Genomic DNA, 16,036 nt, shown 5'->3' with positions numbered 1-16,036 from the left:
TGGTATAAACGGAACAATTTTTACCTTATCCGGGACAAATCCGACCTAAACAGACGCCCGTTTGTCTCGCAATCTTTAGTCTTCACTCACCTTAACCAAAACGCAGAGTGAATGATGACACAAACTCAACCCCAAACTCCCTGGCATCAGTGTGGTGCCCTGACCGAAGTACTGTTGGTATTTTTTGCCGGCTCGCTGATCAGCCAGTTATTGTTTTCAATGGCAGGCATCACCAGCACCCCCCTGGCTACTATTGCCCAGCAAGCAGACCCTGATTATCTTGCCTTAAGTGTCGACATAGGTATGATTCTGATTCTGCAGTACGCCGGCTGGATGCTGCTGGCGCTGGTGCTTTGCTGGATACTGACTGGTCGCCCCCTGCACAGCAATGCAATCACGTGCAATGGCCAGCCCTGGCTTAAGTTAATTACCCTTGGCGTGATCATGTGGGCACTGGCAGACATGCCGAATAAAATCCTGTGGCTGCTCGATGCAGAGCTGGACATTGGTCAGAGTGTGCCCTGGCGGGAAGCCCTGCTCAATGCAGAACGCACCATGCAGTGGTGGATCTTTATGGCGGTTGGCAGTTTTGTGCTGGTGCCTGTGCTCGAAGAAGTATTCTGGCGAGGCTATGTACAGGGCCGTTTGCAGCGGGCTTTTTCTCCGGCCGTGGCCATCATCGCCTCCTCACTGATGTTTACCCTCAGCCATTCCCAGTATATTGGTCTCGATCTGTACAACTTCGGCAACATCGCGGGGGTGCTGTTCAGTGCACTGATTATGGGATGGTTACGCTACCAGACCGGGTCTCTGATCCCTGCCATTATCATTCACGCCATTCTCAATACGCCCACCGGAGAGGTTGCTATGTATGTGGTGCCGATACTGATGATCGTTGTGATGCTGTACTTCAGAAATACCATCAACGAACAAATGAGACAATTCTGGCAGCGTTGTACCGAGATAAAACCAGGCGTTATGGATGTGATGGTGACCCTGTTGCTGGCAGCAACCATGCTGGGATTGTCGCTGGCCCCCAGCTCACCATGCAGCTGGGTATGCTGGCTATCCCGGTTAATCTGATTTACCTGCTGACACTGTGGTGGCGCAAACGCGCTTCTGACAAGCAGGAAGCCAATACAGCCTGAGTCAGACTGTGATGGTCTGCTTTAACAGATTGTCGGAATAAATTCCGACCTACATCTTCATCCCTGGACATCGCCGGGAAATGCTCCCTTCCATCCCGGCATACCGTCCATCCCTGGACATAAAAAAGCGACAGCCTGATACCAGCGCTGTCGCTTTTTTTAAGCCCGAACCAAACTAGCGATCGAGGTTCATGACCTTGCTCCAGGCTTTAACAAAGTCCTGTACGAACCTTTCTTTCGAGGTGTCATAAGCATACACCTCGGCGACTGCCCGCAACTCAGAGTTAGAACCAAAGATCAGATCCACCGGAGTGGCGGTCCACTTAGGTTCACCGGACTGGCGGTCCACACCCTGATAGACTCCCTCGGTGTCAGTTTTCTTCCATACCGTGCCCATATCCAGCAAATTCACAAAGAAATCATTGCTGAGCGTACCCGGCCGGTCGGTGAATACACCATGCTCCATGCCCTTATAGTTGGCATCCAGGGCACGCATACCGCCCACCAACACCGTCATCTCAGGCACGGAAAGATTCAGTTGATCGGCTTTATCCACCAGTGTTACCGTTGGTGACTCGTAGCTTCTGCCGGCATCGTAATAGTTACGGAAACCATCGGCAGTCAGTTCCAGAAAACCAAAGGAATTGGTGTCCGTTTGCTGCTGGGTGGCATCACCACGACCAGGCCTGAAGGGTACATCCACCTCAAAACCAGCGTCTTTAGCGGCTTGTTCAATGGCCACCGCACCACCGAGCACAATCATATCCGCCAGTGACACCTTTCTGGGTTTCAGAAAACCGCTATTGGCATCCTGCTGTATGCCTTTGAGCACGTTCAGCACTTTGGCCACTTCATCAGGATTGTTTACCTCCCAGTTTTTTTGCGGAGACAATGCCAGACGGGCACCATTGGCGCCACCACGCATATCTGAATCACGGTAACTGGCCGCTGAAGCCCAGGCGACACGCACCAGTTCAGACACACTCAGATCAGAATCCAGAATCCGTTGCTTAAGCTTTGCCACATCCGCCTGATTAATTGTCGACTCTGTGTCTGCGGCAATCGGATCCTGCCAGATATGAATTTCATCAGGTACTTCACTGCCAAGGAAATTACGTGGCGGACCCATATCCCGATGCGTTAGCTTATACCAGGCCTTAGCGAATGCCTGTTGATAAACCTTTGGATCGGCCAGGAAACGCTCGGCAATTTTGCGATATTCAGGGTCGGCTTTAAGGGCCAGATCGGCGGTGGTCATAACCGGTGGATTAAACTTGCCTTCAATATGCGCATCCGGTACCGCTTTATGCAGTGACTCATCAGTAGGGATCCACTGAATTGCACCAGCCGGACTGCGGGTTTGCTTCCATTCAAAGCCGAGCAGGTTACTTAAATACAAGGAGGTCCAGCGGGTGGGCTGCTGCGTCCAGGCACCTTCCAGCCCACTGGTGACGGTGTCTTCTGAATGGCCCTTGCCACATTTGTTTTTCCAGCCCAGGCCCTGCTCTTCAATACCTGCTGCGCCAGGCTCTTTACCAACACAGTCACCCGGTTTATGGGCGCCGTGCATCTTACCAAAGGTGTGACCTCCGGCGATCAATGCCACGGTTTCTTCATCGTTCATGGCCATACGGCTAAACGCCGTGCGAATATTTTTCGCTGAACCCATGGGATCCGGTTTACCCTTCGGCCCTTCGGGATTCACATAAATCAGCCCCATATGGGTGGCGCCCAAAGGACGCTGTAATTCACCGTCACGGTCTTCACGATCGCTGGCCAGCATTTCCACTTCAGGACCCCAGTAGACAATATCAGGCTCCCAGTCGTCGGCACGGCCACCGGCAAAGCCGTAGGTATCAAAACCCATGTTCTCCAGTGCCACATTCCCGGCCAGCACCATCAAATCGGCCCAGGACAGTGCCTCACCGTATTTTTGTTTAACCGGCCACAGCAAACGTCTGGCTTTATCCAGGTTGCCGTTATCCGGCCAGCTGTTAAGCGGGTCAAAACGCTGCTGGCCACCATCGGCGCCACCGCGGCCGTCCAGAGTGCGGTATGTTCCGGCACTGTGCCAGGTCATACGGATAAAAAATGGGCCATAGTTGCCAAAATCTGCAGGCCACCAATCCTGAGAGGTGGTCAGCAAAGCATCGATATCTTTTTTCGCCGCTTCCAGATCCAGAGTGCTGAACGCCTGTGCGTAGTCAAACTCGGCGCCAAGAGGGTTAGAGCGACCGTCATGATCTCTGAGTGGCGATAAATCCAGTTGTTCCGGCCACCAGAACTGATTCGTTCTGGCCTGACCTGGCTTAACACTGCCGGTGCCTGAAGCACCTTTTGGCTTGGTCATCTCCGCCGTTTCTGCCAGTACCGGTCCGGACAAAAAAGTCAGGCTCACCAGCGTGGCCAGCGCAGAGCGCAGTAGCATGGGTTGTTTATTCATTTTCTGCTTCCTTCATTCACGATTGACTCTGATGATTCAGCGAATCTACCATCGTTATTCACCGGCCACCTGGGCAGTTACTGTCAGGGCAAGAACTGCCCCTTTGCCTGTGGTTTGATGAAAACAGCACAAACCCGCTGTTTTTAATCAAACAGAAGCATAGACACAAAGTTGTGAATTGGGAGTTGAATAAAAGCGATTGTTCTAATCGTGAAAAGCTATACCAGGGCAAAAGGGCAACAGAGAAAAGCGATGTTTAATCAGTCACCCAGTGATTTCAAAAAACGAATTAAGGCTCAGGGTTGCAGAATACGACCAGAGCCGGCTTTCCTGAGCAGGTAGTCATCTATTGCTGTTTCGCCATTAACCAAGACATACCTAAAGCCTTCAGCAAGCCGGTGAGGTGACAGGTAATCAGCCTTAGCCCGCACATTTTCGGGCTTGAATATAACGATGTCGGCCCAGGCCCCCTCTCTGAGCAACCCACGGTCAGTGAGGCCCAGAATCGATGCCGGCAAACCTGTAGCTTTATAGATAGCCTGATGTAATGGAAAAAGCGCTTCTTCAAGGGTCAGGGTTTCAATCAACTTAGCAAAGCTGCCATAGCCTCTGGGGTGAAAACTGGTGGGGCTGCCATCGGAACTGATGGCGATATCCGGCCCCTGTATCAGGCGGTATTGCAGGGCTTCATCCATGACAAAATAGGCCCCGGATGCACCTTGCGGTCCAATAACATCAATCAACAGGTCGGCAAAATGCAGCTGATGTTCACGGGCAACCTGCTCCAGTGTCTTTCCTTTAAACTTCCCCGTGCCCAAAAGCGTGGCCTGAGGCCCATTGCGACTGTTCACTTTATCGCTAAGAAATTGCCTCAGTTCGGCTCGGCGATGTTCACGGGCATAGGAAAAATCAACAGTGGTTTTTGCCCAATCCGGAAACAAAATCGCAATGCCGGTGTAACTGGCCATATAAGGATAGACATCAGCGGTAGTCCGGATGCCCTCTTCTCGGGCCTGACGAAGTTTTAACAGCAGCTGCTCTGCCCGCTCAGCACCCTTGCCATACACAGATTTCAGATGGGATATGTGAACCGGCGCATAACGCCCCTGGGCCAGTAACTCATCAATCGACGCTTCCACGTCGCCGTCGTCTTCATTGCGCATATGGCTGGCAATAATGCGATTGTGCTCTCCGGTTACTTTTGCCAGTTGCTGCAACTCTTCGGCACCGGCATACAGACCAGGCACATACTCCAGGCCCGTGCTCATACCGAAGCAGAATTCAAGGTGCTGCGCTAACAACGCTTTCATCGATTCCATCTGTGACGCCGTGGGTGTGCCCTTTGTTATGCCCAGATGAGCGCGAAGTGATCCGTGCCCAACAAACATGGCCACATTCGGCCCCAACCCACGTCGATGGATCTCATCACGCCAGCTCCTGAAATCATTGATAATCGGACTTGAACCGTCTTGCCCCAGACCAATGGTGGTGACCCCCATGGCAATGAAATTGTCGAATGCAGTCTCCTCTTTCAGGTTTCCATGGGCATGCAGGTCAATAAAACCGGGGGCAGCCACCATGCCGGTAGCTTCGATCAGACGCCCTGTTTTCCACTCATCGCCAAGATCATTACCTATGGCCACGATTCGTCCGTCATTGATGACGATATCCTGAACCTTTTCCGGACTCCCGGAACCATCAATGACCCGCGCCTGCTGAATCAGCAGATCGGCTTCAGGCAGCGCAAAGGCCGCATTGATAAAGCCCAGTAACAAGGTAACCAATCCTGAAAATTTCATCCGGCGCTCCCGTTAATCAATAAAACACAACCCAACAAAGCAATGAAAACAAAGAGTTATAAGGGACTGAGTATCTATCAGGCAAAACATAATCACAACAATGCCGGGCCCATGCTGTCAGGCGCAGAGGCAGAGTGATATTTTCAGGTACAAATCAGCGCCGACATGGCATTGCTTTACAACCCTGTCAAAATAAACCACACTGCTAACATCCTTATCTGCTGGCTCACTTTTTATGCTCGAACAAATCAGTTTTGCCCAGAAACAACGTCTGGCCTACATCGACTTTTGCCTGTTATTTAGAGGGGCCATTTACCGCCAGGATCTGATTAACCGTTTTGAAGTAGGACTGTCGGCAGGCTCGCGGGATTTCAGTATCTACAAAGAGCTTGCTCCGGCTAACCTGAGCTACGATTCAAGAGAAAAACGCTACGTTCAGACCGGCCAGTTTAAACCTGTATTCGAGCACGATGCGCAGCGCACTCTGGTAAAGCTGGCCAACGATATTTCTGATGGCTTTGATGCCATCGGTGATATTCACTTTCCTGTCGAAGCCCCTTCCAGCCTGAATGTGCCGGATATTTTTATCGTCGCAAAACTGGTGCAGGCTATTCTCAGCCAAAAAGCCGTCAATGTGATTTATACCTCCCTTTCCAGTGGTTCCGGCAGCCGCGATCTAGTGCCCCATTCGATTGTGGATAATGGCCTGCGCTGGCATGTGCGGGCTTTTGACCGCAAAACCCAGAGCTTCAGAGATTTTGTCCTGACCCGCATCAGCAAAGTCACCATCAAAGAAGCACCACTGCCCCATGAAAATAGTGAATCCGACCAGGAATGGCAACGGCTGATCCCCTTGCAACTGGTGCCTCACCCCAAAAACGTGCAACACCCTACAGCCATTGAAATGGACTACGGTATGGAAAGCAGCCAGCTACTGATTAATGTCCGTGCTGCCATGGCCGGCTACCTGCTCAGACGCTGGAATGTAGATTGTACCGAGCGGGCCACCCTAAAAGGTGCCGAATATCAGTTATGGCTACAAAACCGCTTTACCCTGAATAATGTGGATAATCTTGCTATCGCACCGGGATATACCCTTTAATCAGTAAAGCATCCTCAGTAAACCTCGGTTGCCGGTAGCTGGCGGTAACAACATCCCCTCTGCACTGCGCGGATTGCAATGCCGGGGTAATAGCGATAGTTTCAACAGGCACAGAATTATACAGACAGAACAATGTCTGCCCGGGGCCCGGCTAATCTCACTTTAGCCGGTTCTGGTTGATGACAAACATCCCCGTATGAAACATAAAAAGAGGATAACGATGAAGATTAAGCAAAAATGGCTAGCCGCCGCAATCACCGCAGCACTGGTTGGCTCCCTGGCCGGTTGCGGACAAAATGCTCAGGCTCCCGACAACAAGGCCGAAAGCGCCACAGAGCAACCACAGAAAATTGACAATCCACTGCTGGCAGAGTGGTCAGGTCCTTTTGGTGGCGTACCCGCCTTCGATAAAATGGAACTGGCCTTGCTTAAACCGGCAATGGAAAAAGGTATAGAGCTACATCTGGCTGAGCTGGATGCCATTGCCTCCCAGCAGGCTGAGCCGACCTTTGACAACACCATTGTGCCTTATGAAAAAGCCGGTGCAGAGATAAGCCGGGTGTACCCGTACTATGGGATATGGCGCTCAAATTTATCATCCCCCGAGTTTCGTGAAATACAGCGCGAACTGGCGCCCAAACTCGCAGAATACCAGTCCGCAATCATTCAGAATGATGCCTTATTTCAGCGTATTAAGGCGGTCTATGAAAGTGATGAGTTGAAACAAATGCGCCCCGATCAGCAACGTCTGGTAAGCCTGATTTATGACAGCTTTGCCAGCAATGGCGCCACCCTGACCGGAGAAGCGAAGAAACGTTACGCCGAAATTAACAAGCAACTTTCAAAACTGCACACCCAGTTCAGTAATAACGTACTGGCCGATGAAGAAGGCTATGTCTTATACCTGACTGAAGATCAACTCGGCGGCTTGCCACAATCTGTGATCGACGCCGCCGCCCAGGCCGCGGCCGAACGCGGTAAAGAAGGCATGTATGCCATCACCAACACTCGCTCCTCCATGGATCCTTTCCTGACTTATTCTACCGAGCGTGAATTGCGTGAACAGGTCTGGAATGACTATTACAGCCGCGGTGACAATGACGGTGAGCACGACAACAATGCCATTATTGCCGAGATCCTCAAACTGCGGGATGAGCGGGTTGAACTGCTTGGCTATGAAAACTATGCCCAGTGGCGGCTGGAAAACCGTATGGCCAAGACACCAGAAAATGCCATGGATCTGATGATGTCAGTGTGGCCCGCAGCCCTGGCACGGGTTGAACAGGAAGTGGCGGATATGCAGGCGATCGCCGATGAAGAGGGCGCCGATATCAGCATAAAGCCCTGGGATTACCGCTACTACGCCGAAAAAGTGCGCAAAGATCGCTACGATCTGGACTCCGACCAAGTAAAACAATATCTGCAACTGGATAAGCTGCGTGAAGCCATGTTCTATGTGGCCGGGCGTTTGTTTAACTTTGACTTTAAACCGGTAGAAGCGGGTAAAGTTCCGGTATTCCATGAAGACGTTAAAGTCTGGGAAGTGACAGACAAAACCAGCGGCGAGCATATTGGCCTGTGGTATCTGGATCCGTTCTCGCGCCAGGGCAAGCGCTCCGGAGCCTGGGCCTACAGTTACCGCAGTCACACCACTTTTGATGGTAAACAAACCGTACTCTCTTCCAATAATTCCAACTTTGTCAAAGGCAAACCCGGTGAGCCGGTGCTGATCAGTTGGGATGACGCCGAAACCTACTTCCACGAATTTGGCCATGCCCTGCACGCACTGGCCTCAAATGTGGCGTACCCCACCCTAAACAGTGGTGTGCGTGATTACACCGAGTTTCAGTCACAACTTCTGGAACGCTGGCTGCTGACCGATGATGTGATTGACAACTACCTGGTACATTATCAGACCGGCGAGCCGATTCCGGCTGAACTGGTAGAGAAGATCAAAAAGGCCGCCACCTTTAACGAAGGCTTTAAAACCACGGAGTATCTGGCCTCGGCATTGGTGGATATGAAACTGCACACCACCGATCCTGAAGGTATCGACCCCGATGCCTTTGAGCGTGAAACCCTCAAAGAACTGGGTATGCCGGAAGAGATTGTGATGCGCCATCGCACACCGCATTTTGGTCATATCTTCTCCGGTGAAGGTTATTCTGCCGGCTATTATGGCTATATGTGGGCAGAGGTGCTCACCTCCGATGCCGCCGAAGCTTTTGCCAGCGCCCCGGGCGGATTTTACGATGAGACCATGGCGAAAAAACTGGTTGAGCATCTGTTCTCCATACGCAATGCCATGGATCCCGCCGAGGCCTATCGTGCCTTCAGAGGCCGTGACGCCGAGGTGGAAGCGCTGATGCGTGACCGTGGCTTCCCGGTAAAATAAGCCACCGCCACGTAAAACAAAGGCGAAGCAGATTAACTGCTTCGCCTTTTTTACTGGCCTGCGCACGGCTAAAAACTCATATCCTGTTTACCTGTAGTCAGTCCGCAACTGGCCTCGTCTTTTTTGCTTAAACCCGCTAATTAGCTTAGGCTCTGGTTATTGCGAAAATTAAACACTCTGCAATGTGACGCTGATTTGGCGAGCAAATCAGATCTTAAAAAACGAGTTCAAGGATATCTGAATGATGAGTAAATTTTTAAAAGCCGTTATCACTGGATCAGTTTTAATTTTCAGTCTCGGGCAGGCATCCGCAGCACCATACAGTTCTGACCAGGTTATCGCCAGTCAGCAACACCAATACAATAAGCAGCAGGTATTGTCATTCTTAGACAATGCTGAAGTACAGAATAAACTGGTTACTCTTGGCGTCAGCCCTGAACAGGCAGAGCAGCGCATTGCCAATATGACCAATGAAGAACTGGATGCCTTAAACAGTCAGATGAATGAGATGCCGGCAGGCGGCATTGTCGGAACCATTGTAACGGTGCTGGTGGTTGTGGCAGTGCTGGATTTGATGGGTATTACTGACGTTTATCCTTTTATCCGACCTATCAGTTAAAAGCTTTTGGCAATCTCACTTTGGCAGGCCGGCCTTATGGCTGGCCTGCTGATGTTACTCAGTGGCTGTCAGACGCCCCAACAGACTCAGCGGTTACTGTCAGCTCCGCCTGAGATAGCACGCCAGCACCTTATTCCTGATATACCTTTTTATCCTCAGCAACAATATTTTTGCGGCCCGACAACGCTCTCTGAGGTAGCCGGTTTTTACGGACTTGAACACAGCCCCAATGATATAGCTCTCAACACCTTTGTTCCTGACCTGGAAGGCAGCCTGCAGGTTGAAATGACAGCCGCTGCCCGGCAACTGGGTCTGCTGGCTTATGCACAGCGCGCCAATATGGAGCAATTGTTAAGTCTGATTGCCGAAAATATTCCGGTGATCGTGCTGCAAAACAACGGTATTGCGATACTTCCGCAATGGCACTATGCCGTAGTGACAGGTTATGACCTTGAAACTGCCGAGGTGATTCTCAATACCGGCGTGACACAAAGGCATCGATTGAATTTTGCGACCTTTGAGCGTACCTGGCAGCGGGGCAATTACTGGATGTTAACGATGTTACCCGGCGACAAAGCCAGTAAGCACCTGGATCCCTTTGTTTATACCAAAGCCTGCCAGGATTTACTCAACACCAACCAGACTGATACCGGGATAGCCGCACTGAAAACCGCCACAAAACAGTGGCCTGAGTACTGGCTGCCCTACTTCTTACTCGCCAATCACTATTTTTCAGAACAACCGCTGGTTGCTGCCAACTGGTTTGCAAAAGGCCTGCCACTGGCAGAGCAGCAAATCTCCTATCTGAACAACTACGCCATACTCCTGAGTTATCTTGATTGTCATGGCAAAGCCATTGAACTCATTGACGCGGCACTGAAGATAAGCCCGGATGACAGCAACCTGCTGGATAGCCAGCAGCAGATTCACGCGGCTCAGGATTCCGAGGGGAAAACACGCGCCCGGTGCCGGCTTGAATCCACCCCGGAGTGATGCGCCAGAGCTCCTGAAAGAGAGGTTGCACTATTTCCATGATGCCAGGCAAACGAGTACGGATCCTGCCTACACGCGCTTATCCTCTGCCTTACTGCGAATAAAGGCTATCGCCTCCTCAGACAGGCAACGGTTGGACAAATAAAATCTGGCCTTGCCCTGATAAAACAACCAGCCCCGCCCGGTTGGCTGTATATCATTGATGTCAGCCCACGCCAGTGTATTATCGACGTAGACCGATTTGGTGTGAATGCCCTGCTCATCAATAATCAGGGTCATTTCGTTATTCGCTGCCCGGCTTAACATCTGCCGGGCCAGCCACCAGGACTTTTTAAAGCGTACATTTAACCCTTCAACCACACCTAACCCTACCAGAAACCAGGCCAGGTAAGCCGTAAACGGAGTTAACCATAATACCGCCATCCCGGCAGTGGCAAGTCCGAGGGCCTTAATATAAGCCCTGATACCGGTTTTAAGGGAGGCGGACTCATCAAAGGTTTCACTGAAATGACTTCTGTCCAGCACATAGGTGGTGGTGTAACTAAATGGCATTGGCGTATCAGGCTGCTGGTAAACAATAGGAGTAATCTAACCTATTCCTGTACGGACGGGATACGTTAAGTCATAAAAAAACAGCATTACAGGCCCCCCTGTTGACGTTGAGGCGTTGTGACTGAGGTCGTAATCCTGACCTTGTGGTTCTTAGTGTTAATCTCTGACGGCCCAATTTGGCTATGTACATTAAAAGAATATCGAACTAATCTGAGTTAGAGATTCAGAATTCTGCAGCAACATTGAGCAGACCGCGCTGTAACACCAGGGCAGGGTGCAGACAATTCAGAAAAATGAATGCGATAGCGGGGGGATATAGCGCTATCGCACACCCTGACTGAAATGCTGTTAACTAAGTGGCTACCAATTGTACTGTGTTTTTCTGTCGGCGTGTCAGCGGCCGAATCGTACCACTTTGCCTCGATAAACCTGCTTGCCGAGCAGGAAGTAGGCAGAATCGTGATCCCTCAGCTCTACCAGAAGATTGGTATTACCGTATCCATCACCCCTCTTCCCGGGAAGCGTGCAGAATACGCGGCAGTGAACAGGCATCTCGACGGTGAAATAATGCGCATATACTCCTACGGTGAAGAAAACCCCACCATGGTGCGTGTTCCTACCCCCTACTACTACCTTGAAACCATGCCCTACGTGCTGAAAAACAGAAATCTGCAGATTCATAACAGAGATGCCCTGTACCGCTTCAGCATTGCCAAAGTAAGAGGCGTAAAGCATACCAATAACATCACTGCCGGAATGACAGATGTACATGATTTTGACTCCACCGCTGAAATCATGCGCATGGTCGCGAAGGGGTTTGTTGATGTGGCCCTCACCAATACACTGGATGGCATGCTGGTATTAAGGGCACTGGAGATGGATATGGTGGTGCCTTCAGGCAAACCCTTAGAACGGCTGGCGCTGTTTCACTACATCCATCAGGATCACAAAGAGTTAGTGCCCCGCATTGATAGCGTAATTACCAACAGCATAGCCAGCGGCGAACTGGCAGAAATGATTACCGCCGCAGAAAAACAGGTTATCGCTAAAGGCGCTGAGCGCCATACTCATTAGAGCCTGGCCGCTGGCAACTGTACCTCTGGCCCACTCCGGCAGGTTCGTCTGCACCCCACAGGGGCCTTATCAATAAGCCGGTAATAAAGCACAAGCATACGGCTTGGTGCTTGTCATAGCGATTCTGGCAATAGATACTAAGATAAGCCTGACTCAGTCAGTGCCACAAAAAGCTTTCATATCTGACAAGGCGAATTATCTTTATAACTTTGCCAGATCTGCTAAATATGTCGTTCATGTCCTTCATCAGGGCCTGTAGTGTGATGGAACAAACAGGCCTGCCGCGCTCCCCGGCCCGGGGTGATGTTAACCATTTACAAAAAGGGATGTAAAAAACTTAATACTGAGGTGTTCATGGAGCACAGAAAACTCTACAACCTGGCATTGGTACTGCTGTTAATAGTAACGTTTGTTGCCATCGTTCTGCAGTTTTTTGTGCTGGAAAAAACGCTGCTACTCCATCCCGGCAACACTGACAATCCTTCAGTAATATCTGATCAAAGTATGGGCGGTGGCTCTGTTGCAACACTGACGGAAAAAGATGGCAATTGGCTTATGGAGTGCAATGTCATTATCACTGATTACAACTGGCCGTTTTGCGAAATCTCGATAAGCTTCTTTGACCAACAACAAAACCAGGCCGGTCAGGGAATAGATCTGTCATCTTTTTCAACTGTTTATCTAAAGGCGCGATATCTTAACAAAGGCCATGACAGCCTCCGCTTTCAGCTTCGGAATTTCAGCCCTGATTACGGCAGTGTCGGTAATCAGAATACATGGAAATATGTCGGTATTGAATACTGGCCAGAAAACGCAACAGGCGCGAATGAAATCCCGATGGAAAGCCTGCAGGTGGCAACCTGGTGGATTGTCGAACAAAGGCTGCCGATAAAATACGCCGTGCCCGAGTTTGATAATGTCATGATGCTGGAACTGGCGACAGGCAATAATATTCAGCCTGGACAGTATTTTATTGAGGTGGAATACATAAAATTTACCGGCAAGTATTTTACCAACAATCAGGTGTTATTTTTCCTTATTTTTCTTTGGGTGAGTTCAGCGATTTGCTTTTTGTTTTTCAGCCTGAAATGGTCACGTAAACGCCTTAATGAAACAGAAAAAAAGGCGGAGGATCTGAGGCAGCTCAATCAGCTACTGAATGTAAAGACAAAAGAGCTAAAAGACAAAGCTGAAAGAGATCCTTTAACGGGCGCTCTTAACAGAGCGGGAATACAGAAAATATTCACCAAGGAGCTTGAGGTACTGTCTCTTATTTTCATCGATATCGATCACTTCAAACCCATAAATGATAATTATGGCCACGCAACTGGTGATGATATTCTTAAGGAGTTTTCTAAAACGATTAGTAAAAATTGTCGGTTCACTGACTTTTTAGCTCGCTGGGGCGGAGAAGAGTTTTTATTGGTATGCCCTAATACCTCATTGTCTGATGCTTATGACCTGGCAAAGGCCTTGCGCAAAATCGTCAGCAAAAAAATCTGGGTGAACAATATCAGATTAACGGCAAGCTTTGGTGTCGCTCAACGGGGAAATGAAACCCCCCGGGCGTTTATAGAACGGGCTGATAAAGCCTTGTACGATGCCAAGGTACGGGGGCGGGACCAGGTGGTACTCTCAGAGTTTAAAGGTTCTTAAACTATTGGCCGATAACAATACTGATACTGAGCAAAATTATCGGCGCCCAGCAGAATCGGGAAGCCTGACCACCCGTTGCGTCGAATTAAGTGGCGAATGTGGTTATTCCCGGCGTAGCGGATTGTAACAATCCAACCTACGCTTAACCAATGCAGTCGAAACTGGTGTGTAGTGCCATGAATAAGCAAACGCTCTACTTTTATATTGAACACTGTTTTTGCGCAGCAGTTCCTTTATCCCTATAGACAGAGAAGCTGTATGCACCTGCCATCCCACCCAAACAATAATCTGACGAGGTTTTATGTTCAGTTTATCCAGTATCCGAAATAAATTAATTCTTATCAGCATCCTGGTTTTAGCTGGAATGGCGGGAATGTCATTAATGCAGAACATCACCAGTGCTAACATGGATAGACTCAGCCAAATCGAGGTGACCACCAATCAGGCCCACAGCGGCATGCTGACCTTGCGGCGCAATGAGAAAGACTTTTTACTCAGAAGTGATACCAGCTACCACGATAAGTTCAATAGCAACTACAATGCGCTGCAGGCCACCACAGAATCACTAAGGTCTGACTTGGCAGAAGTGGGGCTTCCGGAACAAAAAGCCAAGCAACTGGTTGAGATTCTGAGTAAATATAAAGACAAGTTTGATGCGCTACTCCAAAAAAGCGTGGAAATAGGTCTGACACCGCAAACGGGTTTTTATGGCGCCCTCAGAAATGCCGTGCATGCGGCAGAAGAACAGGTAGATAAAGTTGAAAATGACGCCCTCAAAGCAGATATGCTGATGCTCAGGCGCCACGAGAAAGACTTTATGTTGCGCTCGGATATGAAATACTCACAGCGCTTCGATGAAAGCTTTGATGATTTTATGACAACCCTCAGACAAAGCGCGTTACCCGCTCAGAACAAGGAAGAAATTGAACGGTTGATGAACAACTATAATCGCCACTTTGCAGCCTTTGTAGAGGGACAGAAACAATTAGGTCTCACCAGTAAAGAAGGATTAATGGGTCAGGTGCGTGATCAGGTACGTGCCACTGAAGCATTACTAGCTGAGCTTTCTTCAGAAATTCAGGAGCAAATCAAAGATTACCGGGCACAAACCCGTTTACTGTCCTCAGTCGTCAGCACCCTGACCATCATTTTTATTATTGCTGTGGTAATTCTGGTGTCTTTGAGTATCTCCAGACCAGTTAAATACCTGGCAGACTTAATGAAAAAGATCAGTGACGACAAAGACCTGTCCAAACGTTATCAATATGACGGCGCCGATGAAATCAATGCCGTGGGAGACTCGCTGAATCAGATGCTTGAGCGGTTTATGAGTCCATGTACGAGGTGTATCAGTCGACAGAAATGTTGAGCAGCTCAGCGGAAGAATTAAATTCCATCACTGCCAGCACCAGAGATGGCGTTAACCGCCAGCAACACGAGACAGAGTCTGTGGCGGCGGCGATGAACCAAATGACCACCACGGTTCAGGACGTATCCCACTCAGCCTCAGAAGCCGCGGCAGCCTCAAAGCTGGCAGACACCGAATCAGTAAAAGGCCGGCAATTGGTCAATGACGCGGTACAGGGCATTCGTGAGCTGGCACAACAAGTCGAAAAAACCAGTCAGGAAATGAACCTGCTGCAGGAAGAAGCGAAAAATATCTCTACAGTACTGCAGGTGATCAGTGAAATAGCCGAGCAGACTAACCTGCTGGCACTCAATGCGGCCATTGAAGCGGCCAGAGCCGGTGAACAAGGTCGTGGCTTTGCGGTCGTCGCCGATGAAGTGCGCACCCTGGCGTCAAGAAGCCATGATTCAACGGAGCAAATCAGCACCATTATTGAGCGGCTGCAGCAAAAAACCAACTCAGCGGTACAGGTCATGTTGCAGGGGAATCAGCTGGCAGAAAAGTGTGTTGAAAAAGCCGATATTGCCGGCAAAGCGCTGGAAAAAATTACCATTGAGGTTTCTGCTATCAGTGAGAAAAACTATATGATCGCCAGTGCAGCGGATCAGCAAAAGACCGTCTCGGAAGAGATCAACCGCAATGTTGTGAATATTAACGATATTGCCAAAGCATCGACTGAAGCGGCATCACAAACCCTGGAAACCAGCCACTCACTGGCACAACTGGCAACTGAACTGCAAAACGTTGTACAACAATTTAAAATCAGCCAGGTGCAGGCATAACTCAAGCCTGGCAAGATGTTTGGAGGAACTTAAACTTATAGACTGCTAGAGCGCGAAAACGTTAA

Annotated in this window: 12 protein-coding genes; 9 read left to right on the top strand and 3 right to left on the bottom strand. The window is 49.8% G+C overall.

What is annotated here, in order from left to right:
* Positions 1–111 precede the first annotated feature (111 nt).
* On the top strand, positions 112–1,083 hold the full coding sequence (locus AT746_RS04470) for a CPBP family intramembrane glutamic endopeptidase (RefSeq protein ID WP_062477000.1): 972 nt from the start codon (positions 112–114) through the stop codon (positions 1,081–1,083).
* A 240-nt stretch (positions 1,084–1,323) separates the two neighbouring features.
* Here the strand turns inward: AT746_RS04470 and katG are convergent, their stop codons facing one another.
* Entirely contained in the window at positions 1,324–3,591 is a 2,268-nt protein-coding gene (gene katG, locus AT746_RS04465; RefSeq protein WP_062476996.1) for a catalase/peroxidase HPI, read from the bottom strand.
* 296 nt (positions 3,592–3,887) lie between these two features.
* Positions 3,888–5,390, bottom strand: coding sequence for an N-acyl-D-amino-acid deacylase family protein (locus AT746_RS04460; protein ID WP_062476993.1), 1,503 nt, complete (start codon positions 5,388–5,390; stop codon positions 3,888–3,890).
* A gap of 235 nt (positions 5,391–5,625) precedes the next feature.
* On the opposite strand from AT746_RS04460, the gene AT746_RS04455 reads away from it, so the two are divergent.
* The 4 genes from AT746_RS04455 to AT746_RS04440 all read left to right on the top strand — a co-directional run bounded on the left by AT746_RS04455 (position 5,626) and on the right by AT746_RS04440 (position 10,499).
* Positions 5,626–6,492 carry a WYL domain-containing protein gene (locus tag AT746_RS04455; RefSeq protein WP_062476990.1) on the top strand — a complete coding sequence of 289 codons (867 nt, stop codon included), beginning with the start codon at positions 5,626–5,628 and terminating at the stop codon, positions 6,490–6,492.
* A gap of 220 nt (positions 6,493–6,712) precedes the next feature.
* Positions 6,713–8,887, top strand: coding sequence for a M3 family metallopeptidase (locus AT746_RS04450; RefSeq protein WP_062476987.1), 2,175 nt, complete (start codon positions 6,713–6,715; stop codon positions 8,885–8,887).
* Positions 8,888–9,131: 244 nt separating this feature from the next.
* Entirely contained in the window at positions 9,132–9,506 is a 375-nt protein-coding gene (locus AT746_RS04445; protein ID WP_062483958.1) for a PA2779 family protein, read from the top strand.
* Between the two features lie 36 nt (positions 9,507–9,542).
* The gene (locus tag AT746_RS04440; RefSeq protein ID WP_062476984.1) at positions 9,543–10,499 is read left to right on the top strand and encodes a PA2778 family cysteine peptidase; all 957 of its coding nucleotides are present in this window, start codon (positions 9,543–9,545) and stop codon (positions 10,497–10,499) included.
* Between the two features lie 69 nt (positions 10,500–10,568).
* Here the strand turns inward: AT746_RS04440 and AT746_RS04435 are convergent, their stop codons facing one another.
* The gene (locus AT746_RS04435) at positions 10,569–11,051 is read right to left on the bottom strand and encodes a YcxB family protein (RefSeq protein ID WP_062476981.1); all 483 of its coding nucleotides are present in this window, start codon (positions 11,049–11,051) and stop codon (positions 10,569–10,571) included.
* 342 nt (positions 11,052–11,393) lie between these two features.
* Here AT746_RS04435 and AT746_RS04430 point away from each other — a divergent pair, with 342 nt between their 5' ends.
* The 4 genes from AT746_RS04430 to AT746_RS04415 all read left to right on the top strand — a co-directional run bounded on the left by AT746_RS04430 (position 11,394) and on the right by AT746_RS04415 (position 15,971).
* Positions 11,394–12,125: a substrate-binding periplasmic protein gene (locus tag AT746_RS04430; protein ID WP_062476978.1), complete on the top strand. Its 732-nt coding sequence runs from the start codon at positions 11,394–11,396 to the stop codon at positions 12,123–12,125.
* Between the two features lie 303 nt (positions 12,126–12,428).
* A complete protein-coding gene (locus AT746_RS04425) occupies positions 12,429–13,781 on the top strand; it encodes a GGDEF domain-containing protein (protein WP_062476975.1) in 1,353 nt (450 codons plus the stop codon).
* Positions 13,782–14,187: 406 nt separating this feature from the next.
* Positions 14,188–15,150, top strand: coding sequence for a HAMP domain-containing protein (locus AT746_RS04420; protein ID WP_197414327.1), 963 nt, complete (start codon positions 14,188–14,190; stop codon positions 15,148–15,150).
* Entirely contained in the window at positions 15,144–15,971 is an 828-nt protein-coding gene (locus AT746_RS04415) for a methyl-accepting chemotaxis protein (RefSeq protein ID WP_062476969.1), read from the top strand. Before AT746_RS04420 ends, AT746_RS04415 begins: the two co-directional genes overlap by 7 nt.
* Positions 15,972–16,036: the final 65 nt, after the last annotated feature.

Origin of the sequence: Lacimicrobium alkaliphilum, assembly GCF_001466725.1 — a bacterium.
Lineage (GTDB): Bacteria > Pseudomonadota > Gammaproteobacteria > Enterobacterales > Alteromonadaceae > Lacimicrobium > Lacimicrobium alkaliphilum_B.
Note: the sequence above shows the minus strand (reverse complement) of the source record. Positions and strands in the feature narration are given on the sequence as shown.

Excerpts from the sequence above, each read along its gene's own strand:
- AT746_RS04470 (WP_062477000.1), top strand. The coding sequence starts at position 112 with ATGATGACACAAACTCAACCCCAAACTCCCTGGCATCAGTGTGGTGCC.
- katG (WP_062476996.1), bottom strand. The coding sequence starts at position 3,591 with ATGAATAAACAACCCATGCTACTGCGCTCTGCGCTGGCCACGCTGGTG.
- AT746_RS04460 (WP_062476993.1), bottom strand. The coding sequence starts at position 5,390 with ATGAAATTTTCAGGATTGGTTACCTTGTTACTGGGCTTTATCAATGCG.
- AT746_RS04455 (WP_062476990.1), top strand. The coding sequence starts at position 5,626 with ATGCTCGAACAAATCAGTTTTGCCCAGAAACAACGTCTGGCCTACATC.
- AT746_RS04450 (WP_062476987.1), top strand. The coding sequence starts at position 6,713 with ATGAAGATTAAGCAAAAATGGCTAGCCGCCGCAATCACCGCAGCACTG.
- AT746_RS04445 (WP_062483958.1), top strand. The coding sequence starts at position 9,132 with ATGAGTAAATTTTTAAAAGCCGTTATCACTGGATCAGTTTTAATTTTC.
- AT746_RS04440 (WP_062476984.1), top strand. The coding sequence starts at position 9,543 with ATGGCTGGCCTGCTGATGTTACTCAGTGGCTGTCAGACGCCCCAACAG.
- AT746_RS04435 (WP_062476981.1), bottom strand. The coding sequence starts at position 11,051 with ATGCCATTTAGTTACACCACCACCTATGTGCTGGACAGAAGTCATTTC.
- AT746_RS04430 (WP_062476978.1), top strand. The coding sequence starts at position 11,394 with ATGCTGTTAACTAAGTGGCTACCAATTGTACTGTGTTTTTCTGTCGGC.
- AT746_RS04425 (WP_062476975.1), top strand. The coding sequence starts at position 12,429 with ATGTTAACCATTTACAAAAAGGGATGTAAAAAACTTAATACTGAGGTG.
- AT746_RS04420 (WP_197414327.1), top strand. The coding sequence starts at position 14,188 with ATGGATAGACTCAGCCAAATCGAGGTGACCACCAATCAGGCCCACAGC.
- AT746_RS04415 (WP_062476969.1), top strand. The coding sequence starts at position 15,144 with ATGTTGAGCAGCTCAGCGGAAGAATTAAATTCCATCACTGCCAGCACC.